The organism is Pontiella agarivorans (genome assembly GCF_034531395.1).
Classification (GTDB): domain Bacteria; phylum Verrucomicrobiota; class Kiritimatiellia; order Kiritimatiellales; family Pontiellaceae; genus Pontiella; species Pontiella agarivorans.
On the sequence record NZ_JARVCO010000012.1, the window covers coordinates 879670 to 900058 of the forward strand.

At 52.2% G+C, this 20389-nt stretch carries 19 protein-coding genes and 1 pseudogene; 15 read left to right on the plus strand and 5 right to left on the minus strand.

What is annotated here, in order from left to right; genetic code table 11:
• Window position 1: 1 nt before the first annotated feature.
• Window positions 2-2908 carry a DUF8487 domain-containing protein gene (locus tag P9H32_RS16555; protein ID WP_322610031.1) on the plus strand — a complete coding sequence of 969 codons (2907 nt, stop codon included), beginning with the start codon at window positions 2-4 and terminating at the stop codon, window positions 2906-2908.
• A gap of 312 nt (window positions 2909-3220) precedes the next feature.
• Here P9H32_RS16555 and P9H32_RS16560 read toward each other — a convergent pair whose 3' ends face one another.
• Window positions 3221-3514, minus strand: coding sequence for a zincin-like metallopeptidase domain-containing protein (locus P9H32_RS16560; RefSeq protein ID WP_322610032.1), 294 nt, complete (start codon window positions 3512-3514; stop codon window positions 3221-3223).
• Window positions 3515-3529: 15 nt separating this feature from the next.
• Complete coding sequence (locus P9H32_RS18185; RefSeq protein WP_431311705.1) at window positions 3530-3664, minus strand: hypothetical protein; 135 nt, start codon at window positions 3662-3664, stop codon at window positions 3530-3532.
• Here P9H32_RS18185 and P9H32_RS16565 point away from each other — a divergent pair.
• From P9H32_RS16565 to yciH, 8 genes and pseudogenes are all read left to right on the plus strand, one after another.
• Window positions 3647-4186, plus strand: coding sequence for a M48 family metallopeptidase (locus tag P9H32_RS16565; RefSeq protein WP_322610033.1), 540 nt, complete (start codon window positions 3647-3649; stop codon window positions 4184-4186). The two genes, P9H32_RS18185 and P9H32_RS16565, sit on opposite strands and share 18 nt — an antisense overlap.
• A 746-nt stretch (window positions 4187-4932) precedes the next feature.
• Window positions 4933-5442: a hypothetical protein gene (locus tag P9H32_RS16570; RefSeq protein WP_322610034.1), complete on the plus strand. Its 510-nt coding sequence runs from the start codon at window positions 4933-4935 to the stop codon at window positions 5440-5442.
• 218 nt (window positions 5443-5660) lie between these two features.
• Window positions 5661-6968: a DEAD/DEAH box helicase gene (locus P9H32_RS16575; RefSeq protein WP_322610035.1), complete on the plus strand. Its 1308-nt coding sequence runs from the start codon at window positions 5661-5663 to the stop codon at window positions 6966-6968.
• Complete coding sequence (locus P9H32_RS16580) at window positions 6961-7788, plus strand: CvfB family protein (RefSeq protein ID WP_322610036.1); 828 nt, start codon at window positions 6961-6963, stop codon at window positions 7786-7788. The genes P9H32_RS16575 and P9H32_RS16580 overlap by 8 nt, the downstream gene beginning before the upstream one ends.
• 79 nt (window positions 7789-7867) lie before the next feature.
• A pseudogene (locus P9H32_RS18135) lies at window positions 7868-8311 on the plus strand (type I restriction enzyme HsdR N-terminal domain-containing protein); the annotation flags it as partial.
• 573 nt (window positions 8312-8884) lie between these two features.
• Window positions 8885-9631 carry a HipA family kinase gene (locus P9H32_RS16590; RefSeq protein WP_322610038.1) on the plus strand — a complete coding sequence of 249 codons (747 nt, stop codon included), beginning with the start codon at window positions 8885-8887 and terminating at the stop codon, window positions 9629-9631.
• Window positions 9621-10472, plus strand: a complete 852-nt coding sequence (locus P9H32_RS16595; protein WP_322610039.1) for a DUF3037 domain-containing protein — start codon at window positions 9621-9623, stop codon at window positions 10470-10472. Before P9H32_RS16590 ends, P9H32_RS16595 begins: the two co-directional genes overlap by 11 nt.
• Before the next feature lie 9 nt (window positions 10473-10481).
• Window positions 10482-10811 (plus strand): stress response translation initiation inhibitor YciH, encoded by a 330-nt coding sequence (gene yciH, locus P9H32_RS16600; RefSeq protein ID WP_322610040.1) that lies wholly within the window; start codon window positions 10482-10484, stop codon window positions 10809-10811.
• Here the strand turns inward: yciH and P9H32_RS16605 are convergent.
• Together P9H32_RS16605 and P9H32_RS16610 are read right to left on the minus strand one after the other, a co-directional pair.
• Window positions 10808-11602 (minus strand): hypothetical protein, encoded by a 795-nt coding sequence (locus P9H32_RS16605; RefSeq protein WP_322610041.1) that lies wholly within the window; start codon window positions 11600-11602, stop codon window positions 10808-10810. The two genes, yciH and P9H32_RS16605, sit on opposite strands and share 4 nt — an antisense overlap.
• Before the next feature lies 1 nt (window position 11603).
• Window positions 11604-12845, minus strand: a complete 1242-nt coding sequence (locus tag P9H32_RS16610; protein WP_322610042.1) for a purple acid phosphatase family protein — start codon at window positions 12843-12845, stop codon at window positions 11604-11606.
• Between the two features lie 127 nt (window positions 12846-12972).
• Here P9H32_RS16610 and fni point away from each other — a divergent pair, with 127 nt between their 5' ends.
• From fni to P9H32_RS16635, 5 genes are read left to right on the plus strand one after another with little or no spacing between them, the layout of a single operon-like run.
• On the plus strand, window positions 12973-14001 hold the full coding sequence (gene fni, locus P9H32_RS16615; protein ID WP_322610043.1) for a type 2 isopentenyl-diphosphate Delta-isomerase: 1029 nt from the start codon (window positions 12973-12975) through the stop codon (window positions 13999-14001).
• Complete coding sequence (locus P9H32_RS16620) at window positions 13985-15160, plus strand: hydroxymethylglutaryl-CoA synthase (protein ID WP_322610044.1); 1176 nt, start codon at window positions 13985-13987, stop codon at window positions 15158-15160. The genes fni and P9H32_RS16620 overlap by 17 nt, the downstream gene beginning before the upstream one ends.
• Window positions 15157-16161 carry a mevalonate kinase family protein gene (locus tag P9H32_RS16625; protein WP_322610045.1) on the plus strand — a complete coding sequence of 335 codons (1005 nt, stop codon included), beginning with the start codon at window positions 15157-15159 and terminating at the stop codon, window positions 16159-16161. Before P9H32_RS16620 ends, P9H32_RS16625 begins: the two co-directional genes overlap by 4 nt.
• A 5-nt stretch (window positions 16162-16166) precedes the next feature.
• Window positions 16167-17099, plus strand: a complete 933-nt coding sequence (locus tag P9H32_RS16630; protein ID WP_322610046.1) for a mevalonate kinase family protein — start codon at window positions 16167-16169, stop codon at window positions 17097-17099.
• Complete coding sequence (locus P9H32_RS16635) at window positions 17092-17901, plus strand: ion transporter (RefSeq protein WP_322610047.1); 810 nt, start codon at window positions 17092-17094, stop codon at window positions 17899-17901. Before P9H32_RS16630 ends, P9H32_RS16635 begins: the two co-directional genes overlap by 8 nt.
• Here P9H32_RS16635 and P9H32_RS16640 read toward each other — a convergent pair.
• Complete coding sequence (locus P9H32_RS16640) at window positions 17898-18683, minus strand: M48 family metallopeptidase (RefSeq protein ID WP_322610048.1); 786 nt, start codon at window positions 18681-18683, stop codon at window positions 17898-17900. The genes P9H32_RS16635 and P9H32_RS16640 overlap by 4 nt on opposite strands.
• 83 nt (window positions 18684-18766) lie before the next feature.
• On the opposite strand from P9H32_RS16640, the gene cimA reads away from it, so the two are divergent.
• A complete protein-coding gene (gene cimA / locus P9H32_RS16645) occupies window positions 18767-20356 on the plus strand; it encodes a citramalate synthase (protein ID WP_322610049.1) in 1590 nt (529 codons plus the stop codon).
• Window positions 20357-20389 lie beyond the last annotated feature (33 nt).

Sequence of the window (20389 nt, forward strand, 5' to 3'; positions counted from 1 at the left end):
AATGAAGTGGACGATATTGTTGAGCTTGGCCGGACTGCTTCTCAATGGGGGGGCAGCTAAGCCAGCGGATGTATTGAGTTCGGATAGTGGCGAGATCATTGAGCTTGCCGGTCACTGGGAATTGGCGCTTCAGCCAGACAAGGCTCTGGGAGACGCGCCTCGGCTTGCAGGCATAGCATTTGAGGACTTTTTGTGTCTGCCGGGAAGCCTCACCGAAAATAAAAAGGGTATTCCGAATAATGACCGGACGGTAACGAAGCATTTGACGCGGGAATTTATGTTCGAGGGAACGGCGTGGTATCGTCGCTCGATCAGCATTCCAAAGGATTGGGATGGGAAGCGCGTGGTATTGCGCATCGAGCGTACGCGCAAAACCGCAGTCTGGATTGATGGGCAATTGGCTGGGGTTGATCCATCGCTGAGTACCGCACATGTGGTAGAACTGGGAAAATTGGAACCCGGTGAACATGAGCTGGTGGTTGCTGTGGATAACGTTAAGGACGGATCTCCGAGTGGTCGGTCGCACATGAATGTTGAAGACACACAGACCAACTGGAATGGCATGCTCGGCAAGCTCCAGCTGGAAGCGACTCCGATGATCTGGATTGAACGTATTCGCTTTTTTCCAGATATTGGAAAACGTCAGGCCAGGGTTGAGTTGACGCTGAACAAACAGCTCGACGGTGCGCAGAGCGGAAAGATCCATATTGCCGCAGAAAGCTTTAACAGCGATGCGAAGCATGTTCCAAAGACCGTAATGGTTCCCTTTGAGTTAAATGCAGAATCCGCGACGATAAAGGCTGTGATTAAGATGGGCGAGGGCATGCTGCTTTGGGATGAGTTTGATCCAGCACTGTACCGAGCGAATATTACGATGCAGTTGTCTGATGGGCAGGTACAGAAATTAAGCCGTACCTTCGGCATGCGTGAGTTCACACAGAACGGTTCTCAGTTTGTGATTAACGGCAAAACCACGTTCCTGCGCGGTACGCATGACGGCTGTGTTTTTCCTCTGACGGGGTATGCGCCGATGGACGTGGTCGAGTGGGTGCGCGTGCTGAAAATCGCCAAGGAATATGGCATCAACCATTACCGATTTCACACGTGGTGTCCGCCGGAAGCCGCACTGGCCGCCGCAGACTTGGTGGGCATCTACATGCAGCCGGAGCTGCCATGCTGGGGCGTGCTTTGGGAGCAGGAACGAAACGTGAAGATCAAGGATGTGAATGCGGTAGCGTTCGGCTCCGAGAAAACGAAGACGGGGCGCAAGTTTGATCCGAGCATGGTGACCGAAGCCGAAGCGTTCTTCCATGAAGAGGGTGCGCGGATTCTGGATCAATACGGCGACTATGCCTCCTTTGTGATGCTGGGGCTCGGGAATGAATTAAAAGGCAATGTCGCGGTCATGCAGCGCTTGGTGGATGGCTATCGAAAATCCGATAACAACCGCCGCCTCTATACGCAGGGTTCCAATAATAATTTCCGCGATCCAAAGAAAGGTGCGACGGATGACTATTGGACGACGGTGCGGACGTCTACCAAAACATGGGAAAACTATGACAATGTCACGCGTATGTCTTTTTCCATGGCTGATCAATTTGATGGCGGCCCGATCAATCATTTGCGCCCGTCCACCCGTGTGAATTTCAGTAAATCGCTGGCGGATACGGATGTCCCGGTCATCGGTCATGAAACAGGTCAGTATTGTTATTATCCCGATTACAATGAGATTGAAAAATACACAGGAGTGACCAAACCTTGGAATTTGGAGGCGGGTCGTGAACTACTGAAAAAAAAGGGCATGTATGATCAATGGCCGGATTTTTTTGAAGCTGCAGGAAAGTGGGCCTCTATTCTCTACTGCGAGGACATGGAATCCGGTATTCGTACCCCCGGATTCGGCGGCTTTCAATTGCTTGATCTGCAGGACTTTCCAGGGCAGGGAACGGCACTCGTTGGTCCGCTGAATGCATTTATGGAATCGAAAGGAACCATTACGCCTGAAAAGTGGCGGGAGTTTTCCGCCCCCGTAACGCTTCTCGCAGAGTTTGATACTTTTACCCTGACCGCAGGAGAAACCTTTACAGCTGATCTAAAGGTGGCCAACTATGGACCGTCCGATATCTCAGGAATGTTTAGTTGGAACATTCCATCATTTGGAAATGGCTCTTTTGTGATTGAGGCCGATCAAGGAGGAATCTCTGATGCAGGACAGATTAACGTTAAACTTCCAACCGTTGAAAAAGCATTGCAGACCACCATCGAACTGGAACTGAACGGCATTGTTAAATCTTACCCTCTCTGGATCTATCCGGCTCCCATGGCAATAAGCATTCCCGAAAACGTAACGGTAACCCGCAAGCTGGATGATCAGACGATCCATACCTTGGAAAAGGGCGGAAGGGTTCTGCTGGTTCCCGAACATGAAACGATCAAGGATAACAGTGTCGGAGGACTGTTTATGACCGAATTTTGGTCGTACACGATGTTTTATACTATTGCAGTAAGGCAAGGCGTTGAGCCTTCGGCTGGAACGTTGGGGCTGCTGATCGATGAAAAACATCCGGCATTGGCCGGTTTCCCTACCGAGTTTCATAGCAACTGGCAATGGTGGGCACCGGTGAAAAATTCGCGCCCGATCATCTTAGACGATGCACCGGAAGGATATCGTCCATTTGTGCAAAGCATTGACAACATGTGGCGTTCACACAAACTCGGCACGCTGTTCGAGTTCAAGGTCGGCAACGGCCGCATCCTCGTCAGCGCCATCGATCTCCCAGCCATCCAGCAAACCGCCGAAGGTTGCGCACTATTTCAATCACTTCTGAACTATAGTGCATCTGATGGTTTTAATCCTGAAATAAAAATTTCAGCAGACCTATTAAAAAGGATATTAGGAGTTAAATAGCGGAAGAAGAGGAACCCTTCGCTCGTTTGGGGTTGTCATCCTTTGGTCTGCGCCAGCGATGGTAAGTTTCCGGTTGGACGATCAGCATTACATTAGAGATATTATGTTCAATCATTTTATCAAACGGAACCATCCGTTGCGTGCACCCTATACCGATCTGCTCATATCCAAAAATGGAAAATTTAAGAGTAATGCCCTTCTGGCCAACAAACTCGGCTGAGCGGTCTAGTTCATGCTCCGGAGGGGAACTTTTAAGTCCGACCGTAAGATGATCCCAAAAGTCCAACTGGAGCGCCATAAAGCCAGCCCAACTTAAGGTTGCCCAGCCAGTGGAACATCGATTCCTTGAAGGTAATTCCGGGACGGCGGGCAGTCCAGACCGCTTGAATGGGACTCTTCGGTTCCATGCGCACATTCGTGCCAGAGTGCCCCGTAAAATTCCTCCCGGGATTCAAACCACTCAGGGCAGGGCATGGATATGGTGTCCATCGATGGCGAATACGACGCCAGCGTCCGGCCATAGCCGATGTCGGGCATGTTTGTCAGAATCCGCTCGGCAATCTCCAGCGGTTCGTGTTCCCGTTGGGGAACCGCAACCTCGGGCACCTTGCCTTCGAGGCCCTAGCACTGCGCGGTATTGAATACGCGGTAGTAGCGAAGCATCGCATAGCCTTTCTGCTCGGGCCGTTCCTCCTGTTGGTCGGGTTCGACTATTTTCCTGAACACGACGGGGCACGCATGCTCTCCCTTGCGCACCCGGCCACCGAGTTCCGATTCAAGCCGCCATCGGAAAAGCAGTATGTTTCCGGCGAGTCGTTTCGTTATCTGGGGCGCACCTACAAGCTGCTGGTGCGGAAAGCCAAGGGCGAACCGCGTGTGTCGCTGCAGCACGGCACGTTGACGGTCTATAGCGCCTTCCCGCAAAACCGTCTGATTACCCGCAAGCTGCTGGATGCGTGGTATGCCCGAAAGACGGAGCGTGTATTCCGCGAGCGGCTCCATGTCTGCTTCGGGCTGTTCGACTATGAAGAACTTCCAAGCCTTGGAATCCGTAAGCTGAAGAAGCGGTGGGGCAGCTATCTCGAAAAACCGCACCGCATCATCCTGAACCAGGACCTGATCCAGGCTTCCAAAGCGCAGATCGACTACGTCGTTATCCACGAGCTATGCCACGTGCGCCACAAACAACACAACCAGGCCTTCCGCACCCTTTTAGAATCCAAGCTCCCGCACTGGGAAAAGCTAAAAACCGAACTCGAACTCAAACTGTTGGCGTAGGGGGTGGGATGAGTAATCGAACAGATACCGAAATATTACTACGAAAAAGGGCTCGAGAGTCCGATATTTATCCGAATATTGACGCGGCAGAGTTTAATATTGGGGCTTACCTTCCGGGAGGACGGTGATCGAAATGTGTATGTCCACGTTTATCCACGAAAGGAATGGAAGCACAAGGCGACGTGATACTGGTGAATTTGTACCGGTCATATCAACTCCTCCCTGATTTGCTCCCAGTTCTCTCCTGTCATCCCCTTGAGCTTCTCTTTGATCTACGCGGTATCTCTTGGACTTTATCAAAACCGGAAGCCGTAATTCCTGAATTAAGTGCCTGTATGCGGATAAGATGAGATTCCAATTCTAGTACATAATAAATGTGAATCCACAGTTCGAGTATGTGATAAGTAAACCTTACTTTATTCGCTGACATTGAAGGCGGAAATTAATGTGAAACTTGATACTTATTTGGTACTTAAATTGAGGTTTTGAAGTAAGAACTGTTTGGATCTGTTGTTGACAATTTATTAGTCCTTATTCCTCACAATTACACTGAAAATAGGGGTTTTGTTGGTGTTTTAAGAGCACCAGGCAGGAGAGTGGGTGACCCCGAGCTCTCACTGCCTGGTGAGGAGGAGATGTGCCAGAGTATATAGCAGTCCGCATGCCAGGTTGGATTGGGTATCAGAAAGAACTTTGTTTTGCGGCGTTCGCTGTTAGACTTCCGCGCTTTTGAGATGGGAAATATTATGGCAGGAACAATTGGAGCGATTTGGGGCATATTCGGGCTGAGTATTATTCTGGGGCGCGGGCTCTTCAGTATTTGGCCGTTTGTGGACGAAATTATCGGGACGCGATTCAGTGCGGTCGAATGGATCGGTCTGGCGGTGAGTCTGGTGTTCATGGGCTATGCTGAAGGCTATAAAGGGTTTCATCTTAAATTTTCACCACGGGTCGCCGCGCGGGCGCTGTATCTGAAAAACAACCCGACGCTGATTCGTATTCTTTTTGCCCCGCTGTTCTGTATGGGTTTTTTCCATGCCACGAAAAAACGGAAAATTGTGGCTTACAGCATCACGACGATGGTGATTGTGCTGATTTTGTCGGTTCGTTATCTGGCGCAGCCCTGGCGCGGTATTGTGGATGCAGGGGTGCTTTTCGGTCTCGGTTGGGGGTTGCTCTCCGTCTGGATGTTCTGCTTCCGGGCCTTTTTCGGTAAAGAGGACTATACGGCCTCGCCGGAAACTCCGGATTGCTGAGCTTGACTTGGCTGGGTTGAACCTATAGAACCCCCACCACTTTCGGACGGTCAAGTGGACCGCTCCTTTTTTCTTCACTCCACCGGCGGCGAGTTTTGAAATTATTTTTATTCGCCGGTTAGGAGCCACATTGTGGCAGTTCAGTTTGTTCCTTCGTCCTTCCTCGATTGAGGGCGGATCGATGAACGGTTGATGATTGCTACGTGGAAAAAAACTATATGAAGAAAGAAAACGACCTTCAGGGCATTTTCGGAGAATTACTTCCAGAGATTGGAAAAGCAGTAACCGAAGCGGGCTATCAAACCCCCTCACCGATTCAGGAGCAGGCGATTCCGTATCTGCTGCAGGGCCGCGATATGATCGGCTGTGCCCAGACGGGGACCGGAAAAACAGCGGCCTTTACGCTGCCGATTCTCCAGTATCTTGTGAAAAAGAATAAACGACCGGTTTCCAAACGGCCGGAAGTGCTGATTCTTGCCCCGACGCGCGAGCTCGCGGCGCAGATCGGCGACAGCGTGAAGAAATACGGTAAACATACCAAAATTTCGCACACCGTGATTTTCGGCGGCGTTGGCCAGCATCCGCAGGTGAAAACCATTCGCCGCGGGGTGAACATTCTGGTGGCAACACCGGGGCGGTTGAACGATTTGGTGGGGCAGGGGCTGCTCGATCTGGGCGGCGTTGAAATCTTTGTGCTCGACGAAGCCGATCGTATGCTCGATATGGGTTTTATTCACGATATTAAAAAAGTGATTAAAGAGCTGCCGAAGAAACGGCAGTCACTCTTTTTCTCGGCCACAATGGAACCGAAGGTCAAGCAGCTCGCGGAGTCGCTCGTGAGTCATCCGGCGCAGGTGGCGATTGAGCCTGAAAAGCCGGCGGTGGAGCGGATTACCCAGAAAGTCATGTTTGTTAAAAAAGAGCATAAGGACGATCTGATCCTTCAGCTGATGGCCAGTAAAAAGCTGGATAAAGTCATCATTTTCACGCAGATGAAGCATGTGGCCAATAAAGTGGCACGAAAGCTCGAAGGTGTGGGTGTTTCAGCGGCGGCCATTCACGGCAATAAGAGTCAGGGCGCGCGTACGCAGGCGCTGGCCGATTTCAAGTCGGGCAAATGCCGTGCACTGGTGGCCACGGATATTGCGGCGCGCGGGATTGATGTGAAGGAAATTTCGCACGTCATCAACTATGATATGCCGGTGGAGCCGGAAACCTATGTGCACCGGATCGGCCGCACGGCCCGTGCCGGAGCCGAGGGCGATTCTATTTCGATGTGCTGCGCGCCGGAACGGGATTATCTGCGGGCCATTGAAAAACTGATCGGATTTGAAATTCCGCGCGATTTGACCCACAGTTGGCATTCCGAAAAGGCCATGAATGCAACGGGCGCTGACGCCAAACCGGGACCGAAAGTCCGGCAGCAGCGTGGCAAGCCGAGGGTCAGTTCCGACGGCCGGTTGAAGAGTGGTAGAAAAGGGGGCCGCCCGTCGCGGATTAAAAGCCGCAGGTCTAAACATGGTTGAAGTGGGAAAATGGAATAAGCTGGCGATTTCGCGTGAGACGGATTTCGGGTTGGTGTTCGACGGGCTTCAGCTCGGTGAAATTCTGATGCCGAACCGCTATGTTTCCAAGGCCTGGAACCTTGGGGATAAAATTGAGGTGTTTGTTTATCTCGATTCCGAAGACCGCTTGACCGCGACGACGCAGAAACCGAAGGCGCAGGTGGGCGAATTTGCACTGCTGCGCTGTAAAGACGCCACGCCGATCGGTGCCTTTCTGGACTGGGGATTGCCGAAAGATCTCTTTGTTCCGTTCCGTGAGCAGCGGATGAAGATGCGCAAAGGTGAATCGTATCTGGTTTATCTGTATTACGACAAAGCGAGCGAGCGCATTGTGGCTTCCGCCAAACTGGACAAATATCTGAATTCCAAACGCTTTTATAAAAATAATGAAGAGGTGGATCTGATGGTCTGGCAGAAGTCGGACCTCGGTTATAAATTCATTATCAATAATGAACGTTGGGGCATGGTGTTTCATAATGAGATTTTTCAGGCCCTGGAACGCGGCACACGAATTAAGGGCTACATTAAAAATGTTCGGCCGGATGGACGGATTGATCTGACGCTGCAGAAACAGGGCTATGAAAAAGTAACGGATCTCACGGATGTGATTCTTGAACACCTGAAGAAAAATGACGGTTTCATGCCGGTCACCTCGAAAACCTCGCCGGAAAAAATCAACGCATTATTCGGGGTCAGCAAAAAGACCTATAAAAATGCTGTTGGTGCCCTGTATAAAAAACGCCTGATCACCATTGAAGACGACGGTGTGCGATTGGTTTAGATTTGTCCTGCCACATTTAAAATGTTAGGCGTCTGGCTTGCTGAATAATTAAACAGCTTATATTCTTTTCCGATTATCAATGGTGATAGGGGACAGAACGGTGGAAAAGGAAGCGAAGGCTCGAATTAAGATCAACCGTCTGCTTGAAGAGGCAGGGAGGCATTTTTTTGACGATGAATCCGGCCCTGCAAATATTGTTCTCGAACCGCATGTCAAAATTACCCAACCGCAGATTTCCGGTCTTGGTGAAAATTTTGAGCAGACCAAAAACGGATTTATCGACTTTCTGTTGCTGGATGAGAAGGGGTTCCCTTTTGTGGTGTTGGAGGCAAAGGTCGAGGCTATCAATCCTCTGAGTGCGAAGGAACAGGCTCGTTCCTATGCCGATGCCCAAAACTGCCGCTTTGTGATTCTTTCCAATGGAAACCTTCACTATTTCTGGGATCTGGAGCAGGGCAATCCGTATGTCATTTCCAAGTTCCCGACACCGGGTTCTGTTTCGGAGCACCGCCGCTATGAGCCGAAGCCCGAGCTATTCAAAAATTCTTTGGTTGGTTTTTCAAAAGCCGATGAGAGGGGTTTGTTGGATGCATCATCACCTTTTGCATTCTGGACAATCAATGAGAGCCGCATTTTTCGTTTCTTAAAGCTGATCGGATGCGACAACAACGATGTAGGGCAATATGCCAAGCTCGTTAAGGAGCGCAACGACATAGCCCATTCCAACGGAAACATCTTCTACAATGCTTCTCAGAGTGCGGATCAGAAAATGGGGGAAGCCCTCCAGTGCATTGATCACATTCAAATTCACATGCAACCTGTTATTCACGATTGCTTGAAGCGTTTCCTGCTGGATAGCTGGGATATTGAAGAACGAATGTATGCAGATCCTTCCGACCAGATTCGGGAAGAATTAGTGCACGCTCACTACTTTTCGCAGAAGGACATTGAGGCATGTGTGGCTTTCGATATTGAGCCCCTGAAGTGGACACGAGCATTTCGCCGAAATCGAAGCCTTGTTCGAAGTGTTCAAGGCTGCGTATGCGATAGACGAGGATGGTGCCGATGCGTTGGCTGAGGTTTTCGGGGAGGAATAATGAAACAGGTTGTCGAAATTATAGCGCGTTGTGCGGAAGGAACGTGTGTGAGTCGTCCGTTCCGGGTTCGGGCGGATGACGGCAGCTTGTATTGGATTAAGGGAATGGGCACCGGATGGAACCGAAACGAACTTTGTTATGAGTTGCTGTGCGCAAAACTTGCATCCGAAATCGGTTTGCCGGTGGCGGGGTTTGAGGTGCTGGATGTGCCGGAGGTGTTGTTGGAATTTTGCGCGGTTCCGGGGATTCGGGATCTGAGTGCCGGCCCGGCTTTTGGATCGCGGTATGTAGAACATGTTTCATCCCTTCTGCCGGTGGAAGTTTCGTCCGTCCCGCAGGATCTGCGGTGGAAAATTCTGTTGTTTGACTGGTGGGTTCAAAATGAAGACCGTACGCTCGGCGAGAAAGGTGGCAATGTGAATTTGCTGTGGAACCCGGTTGACCAACAATTAACGGTTATCGACCACAACAATGCGTTCGATTCGGAATTCGACGAAGTCGCATTTTTTGAGCACCATGTTTTCCGGGAGGAGCGGAGCCGGATTCCGGCCTCCTTTTTGCTTGAACAAAAACAGCGCTTCGCGAATATGGCGGGCCGGTTTGGAGATTTAATTAAGGATTTTCCGGATGAGTGGGTGGAACAGGATGAGCGTCCCGGCGATTTTATTCCGGAAACCGCAAATGCAATTTTAAACCGTTTTGATAAACTCCTCGATGTATTTGGAGGGCAGGCTAATGAAAAATAAACTGGCATGTAACTATACGGTTCTTCGCTTTCTTCCGTATCCGGAAAGCGAAGAGTTTGTGAACCTTGGCGTTGCGATGGCGTGCCCGGATCTACACTGGTTTGACTTCCGGCTGGAAACACGGCGCGTGGAGCGCATTACCGGATTTTTTCCGGAACTGAAGCAGAACAAAGAATCTTTTATTGAAGGGCGAAAGTTGTTCAAAGAGGAATTGGAGCGCGTTCGCGAGGTGCTCCATAACGGATATGAAAAAGGGCAACCTCAGTTTAAAGAATTGGCTAAACAGTTTAATCAGACGTTTTTAACGCTGGTTCGTCCGCGGGAAGAGGCTTTCTGTTTCAGCAATCCGCGCACCTGTCTGGTGGATGATCCTGCCCAAACGTTGGAGACTCTATTTGAACATTATGTGGAACGGGGATTTGCTCAGCGACAGGAATATCAGGAAAAACTGATGGAAAAGCGTTTGCGGCAGGTTTTTTCCGCAAAGCAGATTTTAAAGCATTATACCGACCACACCTTTACCGGAGATCTTTGTACGGCGCATTTTCCGTTTGTTCGACAGCAGGATGACCGTTTTACACGGGCGATCCGCCCGCTGGATCTTGATAAAAACGAAACGCATCAGATTGTAAGCCATGCGGATGCCTGGAAGAGCAAACTGGAACGCCTGAAGAGTATTCCGGAACATCCTGAAAATACGCTGTTTGTTGTCCGTAAACCTACAGCTGGCAAGCAACTGGATGTCTGCAAGCAGATGTGCGCAGAGCTGGAGCAGGTGGGTGCTGTGATCCTTCCAACTGAAGATCAGGCCGGTATTCTCGGTTTTGCTGAGATGCAATGAGGATTTCTCATGAACAGTTTTGACGATCTGGATATTGTTTTCTCAACCGATAAGGGTCGGATTAAACCGGAAAAGAAAAAGCCGGAAGTGCCGAAGGGCGACGGCATTGTCCGGGTGGGCCGTGAAACCAAGGGCCGCAAGGGTAAAGGGATGACGGTGATTACCGGCGTTCCGGTGCATCCGCAAGGATTGAAAGACCTGGCGAAACAGCTGAAGCAGAAATGCGGAACAGGCGGTACGGTTAAAGGCCGGACGATTGAAATTCAGGGCGACCATCGCGATCTGCTGGTGGCTGAACTGCAGTCGATGGGCTACACGGTAAAAAAATCCGGCGGTTAATCGGACGTTTCAGATCGACGGATGCTGATCAACAGCAGAAGGGTGATGGGCCCGATGCTGTGAGCGGAACGAATACACACTTCATGCCAGTTTCCCCAGCCCCCGTAGGTAATGCGGGCCAGTGCGGTGATGGCGCCCCAGGTGGCCATCCATATTAATACTGCCCGATTGCGCTCCAGCTTGAAAAACAGCAGGTGAGCCGCAAGGCACAGATCAAATATCCCAATCAGATGCACCGCGTGGAGCATCCATTCTTCGTTGACTGTCTGCACGTTTATGCGTCGGAGGAATACCAGCAGAAAATCGAGGAAGTGGGGATCGGAAAGCAGGGCTTTAATTCCGTGTGCGGCAAAGGTGAGTGCGATTGAAATACGCAGAAGCCCCATGCTCCATGCCCGGTTTCTTTCTGATGGATTGAGCAGGATGATGGCCGCTGCCGGCACGGTATAGCGCAGCGCCCATTCCGCCCAGTAGAGCAGGGGATATTTGGCGGAAGGCATGAAGGTTTCCGAGAGCATTTCGAAAAACATCGGAATGATGCCGAGCAGGGAAAGATTACGCAGTTTACCGCTCCAAATGCAGCCCGCTGAAAACAGAAGCAGGAGAATCATCGCGGTCTCAACCCGTCCGGCTCCGGCTTCGGATATTCCATTTTCTTCCCAGAGGAAGGAGAATGTTTTGGAGGAATAGCGGTTGAAACGCCAGGCATAGACCAGGCACGTCAGAGTGTATGCCGCAGCCAACAGATGGGGCGGAGCATGCCGGAATGCTGCAGTTTTTTGATGGTGCATACTAGCGTCGGGCTTTGAAGGTGGCGGTGTCTACGGTTTCGCCCGTATCAAGGAGGGTGGAATAATGAATCGTATCGCCATTGAATTCCAGCAGCATGATGTGATCGCCCTTTGAGGCAAAAGAATTTTCGCCCTGCAGATACCATCGATCGGGTTTCGGGTCCCGTTGCGGGGCTCCGTAGCCTCCTTCGCCGAGATAGACCGTTCCGGCCGGATCTTCTTTTCCATGGCGAATGGGTACCGTTCGTTTGATGCAGTGCCCATCCGATTCCAGCACGAGATCCAGATTGAATTTATCAAAGAGCGGTACCCAGCTGACCTTCGCCGCACTGGGTTGTTTAATCGCCGGAAAGGCGGGTTTGTGGTAGGCGGCGAGCTGCCATTTTACATGATCTTTTTTCAGCTTTTCGAGTTCCGATTGCAGAAAGGCCCGCTGCCGGCCTTCGGCACTGATTTCGGTGTTCAGGCAAAGAATGCTGACGTCGGGGGTCAGTCGACAGGTATAGTAGTCGCGTTCGCCGCCGGGGTAGCCGTAGGCTTGACGGAAAATAGGACTTTTTCCCGGGACATCGTGGTTTCCAATGGTTGGAATGATGGGAAGCAGCTGTCCGTCTTCGGTTGTGGTGAGTGCGTAGGCTTCGAGCCAGTTTTTCCAGACCTTCCGCCGAGTGGTGACGGCATAGTCGCCGCCATGGATCAGTGCAATAATCGAATCGTCCTGTTTGATCATTTCTCTGATCTGTAAACTGATTTTCCGGGCAACCTCCAGATGGGTTCGGGAGTCGCCGGCATAGATCAGTTTAAAGGGCGTCTGCTTTTCCGGAGCGGTTTTGAAATGATATTCCCGACTCATTCCGCGGGCCGTTTTTACGGTTAGATAATAGATCGTTTCGGGCTCCAGGTTTTGGAGCTGAATCTGGTGATAGAACAGGTCCGGCGAGGATTCGGAGGTCCAGTCTGCAGGAGCCGATTTCGGTTTTTTCGCGCGGCTTTCGTTGTACAGACCGGTTTCAGAAAGGGGGGCGTTAAAGAGATAATTCTTCTGTTCGTCCGAATGCGACCGGGTGTCGTAGAGCACGCGCGCGGTTTCATCTGCCTGGGGGGCATCCCATACAATAACCGCCTGGGTGCCGGGATCTTTCGACCAAACGACGCGTAGATTCTGAATGCTTTCCTGTGCGTGCGATGCCGGAACGACAGTTGCGAGGATTAGACCAATACATAGAGCCGTTAATTTGTTCATGCTGTAACTATCCTTTCAAATATGGAATTTGGCAAGTTTCAAGCCGCGAGTCATCGATCCTGAAGCGGTTTAGTGCCTGTTTTAGGATTTCCAACGCCTGGAAGATCGTTATACAGTCTTCCGAATTATGGCAAAAATCAATCAGCGTAAACTGGATCATATCAATATCGTGTCGGACGATGCGGCGATTGATCGCAATAAATTCTATTTTGACCGGATTCATCTGACGCACCGTGCGTTACCGGAACTGAATATGGCGGAGATCGATCCCGCGGTAACCTTTCTCGGCAGGAAACTTTCATTTCCGCTGCTGATTTCCTCAATGACCGGGGGGAAGGATGAGGAGCTGGTGAAAATCAACCGCAATCTTGCTGTTGCGGCCGAGGCCGAGGGCGTGGCACTGGCGGTGGGATCGCAACGTGTTTTTCTTTCCGACCGCGCGGCGCGGGAAAGCTTTGCCCTGCGTGAGTATGCTCCGACGGTTCCGCTTCTAGGAAATCTGGGGGCGGTTCAGCTGAATTATAATGTGGGGTTTGCGGACTGCGAAGCGGCTGTGCAGGTGCTGGATGCCGATGGGTTGTATCTGCATCTGAATCCGCTGCAGGAGGCGGTTCAACCGGAGGGGGATACCGATTTTTCCGACCTTCGGAATAAAATTGCGACGGTTGTGCAGCAGTTGAAAATACCGGTCGTGATCAAAGAAGTCGGTGCGGGGATTTCCGCGCAGGATGTGGAACATCTGCTGGCGGCCGGTGTGAAATATATTGATGTTGCGGGCAGCGGCGGTACATCATGGAGCATGGTGGAGAGCCGCCGCAGTGAGAATCCCGCATTGGGTGAACTGTTTGGCGACTGGGGAATTCCGACGCCGGTTGCATTAAAAATGATGAAGCCGTTCCGGCATGAGATGAATGTGATTGCTTCAGGTGGTATCCGGAGTGGCATAGATATGGCTAAAAGTATTATTCTAGGTGCATCGATGTGCGGTCTGGCCCGCCCGTTTCTGGATCCGGCGCGGGAATCGGCGGATGCGGTGCGGCAGGTGATTCAGCGGCTGAAACGGGAATTTGTGACGGCGATGTTTCTGCTGGGAACGGGACGTGTTGAGAATTTGAAAGGCAAAGAGGAACTCATTCTGAATGAAAATTGGAATTGATCGGATCAGCTTCTACACCTCTCATTATTTTGTAGATCTGAAAACACTGGCTGAAGCGCGTAAAGTGGATGCCGATAAATATTATGTGGGTATCGGGCAGGAAAAAATGGGTATACCTGCGCCGGATGAAGATGTAGTGACGCTGGGTGCAAGTGCGGCGTATCCGCTGATGAAGGAGGGGGAGCTTGAAGAGGTCGAGCTTTTGCTTTTCGCCACGGAAACCGGCATTGACCAGTCAAAGGCGGCGGGCGTCTATGTTCACGGGCTGTTGGAGCTGGGGCCGCGCTGCCGAACGGTTGAACTGAAGCAGGCGTGTTATTCCGGAACAGCGGCTATTCAGATGGCCCTCGGTTTTGTGGCGCGGAATCCGGCAAAAAAAGCGCTGGTGATTACGTCCGATGTGGCGCGTTATGAACTGGGCAGTCCGGGGGAGGCCACGCAGGGCTGCGGCTCGGTCGCGATGCTGATTTCCGCCGATCCGCGGATTCTGGCGATTGATCCCGAAGCGGGATATTATACGGAAGATGTCATGGATTTCTGGCGTCCGAATTATCGCTCGGAAGCGCTGGTGGACGGGAAGTATTCCACGATGGTCTACATCCATGCTCTCATAGAATCCTGGAAGCAGTATGCGGAAGAGTCCGGTCGTGAACTGACCGATTTCGACCGTTTCTGCTATCACATTCCGTTCACCAAAATGGCGGAAAAGGCGCACCAGAAGCTCTGCCGAAAATGCAGGGTGAAAACCTCGCGCGAAGATATGCAGCATCTGCTGGAGGAGTCGCTGCGTTACAGCCGGATTACGGGGAACTGTTATTCCGGATCGATGTATGTCGGCCTCACGTCCCTGCTTGAAACGGGGGAAGAGGATCTGACTGGAAAGCGCATCGGCCTTTACAGCTACGGTTCGGGATGTGTCGGCGAGTTTTACAGCGGGGTGGTTCAGCCCGGTTACCGCGATGTCCTCTTTGGGGATCAGCATGCAAAAATGCTCGCCGAACGCACGGAACTTACGTATCAACAGTACGAAGATATTTTTCATTACGGCGTGCCGACCGATGGCGGGGATTATATTTTCCCGCAATACAAAACCGGGCCGTTCCGGTTTTCGGGGATCAGTCAGCATAAACGGGAGTATGAATCATTAGTGGACGAATGAAAGCAGTGGCTCCAGGCAAGCTGATTCTCAGCGGTGAACATGCGGTGGTTTACGGGAAACCGGCCATTGCCATGGCGATCGATCGCAGTGCGGTATTTGAGCTGACTCCGAAAGAGGAACAGGGCGTCGCCTTTGATCTTCCCGGAACCGGCGTTTCCGAATCCCATACGGTGATGGCTCTGCGCGATCTGAAGCGCCGTGCTGAGAAAAAATACCGCGAATTTTTGAAAGGCGATGTCGGGATCGGCTATGTGCTCGGAGCGCCGGCCGATCTGTTCCGTTTCACCTTTATCCATACGATGGATGGATTGCATCGCACGCTTGATTCCGGGTTGGTGATGAAGTTGCGCTCCAGTATTCCGGTAGGCTGCGGAATGGGATCCTCGGCGGCCACGGTGCTGAGCGAAATCCGCGCGATCGGCCACTATTTCCGCGTCGATTTTAAACCTGATTGGTACTACGAATATTCGCTTGAAGCCGAAAAGCTGCAGCATGGCAGGCCGAGCGGTGTGGATTCCTATATTTCGCTGCACGGTGGTTGCGCCCGTTTTCAGAATGGCGTGGCCTCTTCCATTGCACTGCCGCGTACGCAAATGTTCATGGTGCAGACCGGCGTTCCCGCAACGTCCACCGGCGAGTGTGTGATGGATGTGGAGAAGCAGTTTGGAAACAGCGGAATCTGGAGCGAATTCGAGGCTGTGACCAACGAATTTGAACAGGCCATCCGGAGCAATAACACACAGAAGCTGCATTGGCTGGTTCGGGAAAATAACCGGTTGCTGTCGGCGATCGGGGTTGTTCCGGAAAAGGTTCAGCGGTTTATTGCTGAAGTCGAAGCGTGGGGCGGGTCCGCAAAAATCTGCGGTGCAGGATCCGTAGCCGGCGAGTGCGGTGGTGTGGTGCTAGTGATTGCCGATGAAATGCCGCGTGGAATCTGCGAAAAATACGGCTATGCCGTCTCGCCCGTGCGAGGCGATCCGCTGGGAACCCGAATCGTTTAAGTTTCATGGCCGAAGCTGCCGTCATCAAAACCTCGGCTCCGGGCAGTCTGATGCTGTTGGGCGAGCATGCTGTGCTCCATGGAAACCGCGCATTGGTCGGTGCCATTGACCGGCGCATTCAGGTGGAACTTTTCCAGACTCCGGAAAATGTGCTGGAAATCGATTCCGCTCTCGGAAATTACCGGGCATCGCTCAGCAGTTTGGAGGACGATCCCCGTTTTCGTTTTGTGTTGCAGGCTGTGCGGCAGCATCTCGGTGCTATCCCGTCGGGATTTCGTCTGAAGATACATTCTGAATTTTCGGCCGACATCGGTTTCGGTTCGTCGGCCGCGGTGACCGTGGCCGTGCATGCGGCGCTGATGTTCTGGCTGGAGGGCATAGAAGCCGCACCGGAGCAGCTGTTTGAGGCCGCTCTGAAAACAGTACAGACCGTGCAGGGGCGGGGGTCCGGTTCTGATCTGGCCGCCAGTGTGTTCGGCGGAATTGTCGGGTACACGATTGATCCGGATTTTATTCCCCTTGAAGTTTCGATTCCATTGACCGCGGTTTACTGCGGGTACAAAACGCCGACACCGGATGTCATTCTGCGGGTGGAACAGCTCAAGGCGGATGATCCCGCGAAGTATGAGCGCATTTATGCGGAAATGAATGCAAGTGCGCAGAACGCGGTTTCCAAACTTCGGAATCACGATTTTCCAGGGTTTGGAAAAATTCTCAACCGGAATCAGGAATTGATGGATGAGATGGGGGTGAATACGCCGGAGCTTCAGATTATCGTCAATGCGCTGCAGCAGTCGCCGGATATTTTCGGCGCGAAAATTTCCGGTTCGGGCATGGGCGATTGCGCCATCGGAATCGGTTATACGGATTTAAAGGAGCTGGAATTTCCGGTGCATCATCTGGAAATCACACCGACCGGATGTTGTTGTCATGCGTAATCAGCCGCTGAAAGAAAAGCTGTTTATCATTATCTTCGGGGCGGATACTCCGGCGGGAAAAGCCTTTGATGTCGGGCTTTTTGCGGCCATTCTGATCAGCGTCGGGCTGACGATGCTCAACAGCGTGCATTCTGTTCGCGATGCACACGGTCTGTTGGTTTCATCGCTCAACACGGTATTCACGGTGCTGTTTACCATTGAATATGTTCTGCGGCTCTACTGTGCAAAGAACCCGGTTAAATATGCGCACAGTTTTTTCGGGGTGGTGGATTTGCTGGCGGTGTTGCCGTTTTACCTGGGGCTCTTTATTGATAATGCGGAATTTCTGGATGTCATAAAAGTGCTGCGGATGCTGCGTATATTCCGTGTACTGAAAATGGCGCAATATGTCGGCGAGGCGGACCTGCTGCTGAATGCGCTGATGGCCAGCCGGCGCAAAATCGGTATTTTCCTCGTCACGGTGCTGACGCTGGTAATTATTGTCGGATCGCTGATGTATGCAATTGAGGGCGAGCAGCATGGATTCAACAGTATTCCGCAGTCGGTGTATTGGGCGATCATTACGGTGACGACGGTGGGCTATGGCGATATGGCGCCGCAGACGCCGCTGGGTCAGACGCTGGCGGCTTTCCTGATGATTATTGCCTACAGCATCATTGCAGTGCCTACCGGAATTATTACGGCGGAGGTGGGTCTTTCCACAGCGATGAAGCGCAGAGGAAAAATCTGTCCGTCTTGTAAAAGAGGGCCGCACGATACCGATGCAAAATACTGTAAATTCTGTGGAGCGGCGCTGGATTAAGCCCGTTCTTTGATTCGCTTTTCGATCCGTTTGATCCGCTCATCCATCGGGGGATGGGAGGAAAGATAGGCACCGAAGGGGTTCGGGTCGTTTGAGGTTTTCCGAAGATTGGAAAAAAGGCGGCATCCTCCTTCGGGATCAAATCCGGCGGCCCGGGTGAGGGCGACGGCGAAGCGGTCGGCGCGGAATTCCTGCTCCCGGGAATAGCCCTGTTGAATCAGCCGCGCGAGCAGCTGCTGCGTGCCCGGGGAAAGGCCGCGCGTTTTCAAGCGGAGCAGTCCGCTGATCACCGTTTTGGTTAAGTAACGCTCGTTGGCATCGCCGTGAATGCCGTGGGCCATTTCGTGGGCGAGAACAAAGGCGATGGCGTCGGTATCTTCGCCGCACAGATCGAACAGTTTTTCCGATACATAGATGAATCCGCCGGGAATGGCGCAGGCATTGAGTTCGCCGGACTGATCGAGCCGGAAACGGTGCTGCCGGTTTTTGTTTCGGAGGCGGGCGGTGAGTTGTGCGGCAATTTCATCGAGGCGGTTACTTCCAAAGGTTGGAACTTTCTCCTCGTAGGCCTGAGCCAGCAACAGGCCCATCTGGAATTCAGCGGATATTTTCTCTTTTTCACTGCCCGCCAGCGCCTTGAATATCCAGTTGGCTTTCAGGAAGAGCGGAGCCGATCTGCGACCGAGCAGATAGGCGAGGCTTCGGTTGGCGGGAATCGGGTCCATTGGGAAAATATAGCGGCGAAATGCGGCTGGTTCAGCGAAAAACAGCGAATTTTGCATCTGGAGAAATTCCCCCTTCGAGCTTGGTTCGATTGCGGGGCCTGCGTTATGTTTCCGCGTTTCTATTGACAGAGAGAGCCTACATGAGTGCAGAAAATAAAGTCTTCATTTACGATACAACGTTGCGTGACGGTGCGCAGGCGGAGGGCGTCACGTTCTCGCCGGTGGCCAAGATCCATGTGGCGAAAATGCTCGATTCGTTCGGGGTGGATTATATCGAGGGTGGATTCGCTGCGTCGAATCCGAAGGATATGGCCTTTTTCAAGGCCATTAAAAACGAAACGCTGAAGCAGGCCAAAATTGCGGCTTTCGGAAGTACGCGTCGGGCCAACGTGAAGGTGGAAGAGGATAAGGGTACGGCGGCGCTGCTGGAGGCGGATACGGACGTCTGCACGATTTTCGGAAAAAGCTGGCTGCTGCATGTGACCGAAGTTTTGAAAACGACGCCGGAGGAAAATCTGGCGATGATCGAGGATACCTGCCGCTATTTGAAGGAAAACGGCAAAGAGGTCATTTACGACGCGGAACATTTTTTCGACGGATACAAGGACAGTCCGGATTATGCCCTCCGATCCCTGGAAGCTGCGGTGAGGGGCGGGGCGGACTGCCTGGTGCTGTGCGATACCAACGGCGGTTGTATGCCGAACGAAATTTTTGAGGTGACCACACTGGTACGCGATCGATTCGGCGTGGCGGTGGGTATTCATACGCACAACGACTCAGAAACCGCGGTGGCGAATGCGATGGAATCGGTTCGTGCCGGGGCTGTGCATGTGCAGGGCGTAATCAATGGATTCGGTGAGCGGTGCGGGAACTGCAACCTGGTTTCAGTGGTGGCCAACCTGAATCTGAAGACGGACAAAACCTGTCTGGCCGATCCGGCGCAGCTGAAAAGTCTGAAGTCGGTTTCGCAGTTTGTGAATGAGCAGGCGAATCTGCGGGATAACCAGCGTGCGGCCTTTGTGGGCGAGAGCGCATTTGCTCATAAGGCGGGGATGCATGTGGATGGCGTGCGGAAGGTGTCGCACAGTTTTGAACATGTGCCGCCGGAGTCGGTGGGCAATGATCGCCGTATCCTGATTTCGGAGCTTTCCGGGGCAAGCAATGTGATGGAAAAGCTGATTGAGATGGGGTTGAATAATATCGACCGGAAATCGCCGGAAGTGCGCGAGATTCTGAAAATGATGGAAAAGCAGGAGCGGGGCGGCTATGTGTATGAGTCGGCCGATGCCTCCTTTAAGATGCTGATCAAGAAGGTGCTGAAGGAGCATAAGAGTTTCTTTGAGCTCGAGGGGTTCCGCGTGATGGTGGAAAAGCGCGGCAAAAATGCGCCGTGTGTTTCCGAGGCGACACTGAAGCTGAATGTGAACGGAAAACGGGCGTTTACGGTGGGTGAGGGTGATGGCCCGGTGGATGCGCTGAACATGGCGCTGCGCCATGCGCTTCAGGAATTTTACCCGAGTATCCGGCATGTGCAGCTGGCGGACTATCGCGTGAGTATTCTCGACCCGGAAGAGGCGACGGCGGCGAAGACCCGCGTGGTGATTGAATCGTCGGACGGTGAAAATACCTGGGGTACGGTCGGTGTCTCGGAAAATATCATCGAAGCGTCGTGGGAAGCTCTGGTTGACGGCGTGGAATACAAACTCTTTTTGAATGAGGATAAAAAGTGATTCGTGAAATGTGAGCCGTGAATTTCCTACATC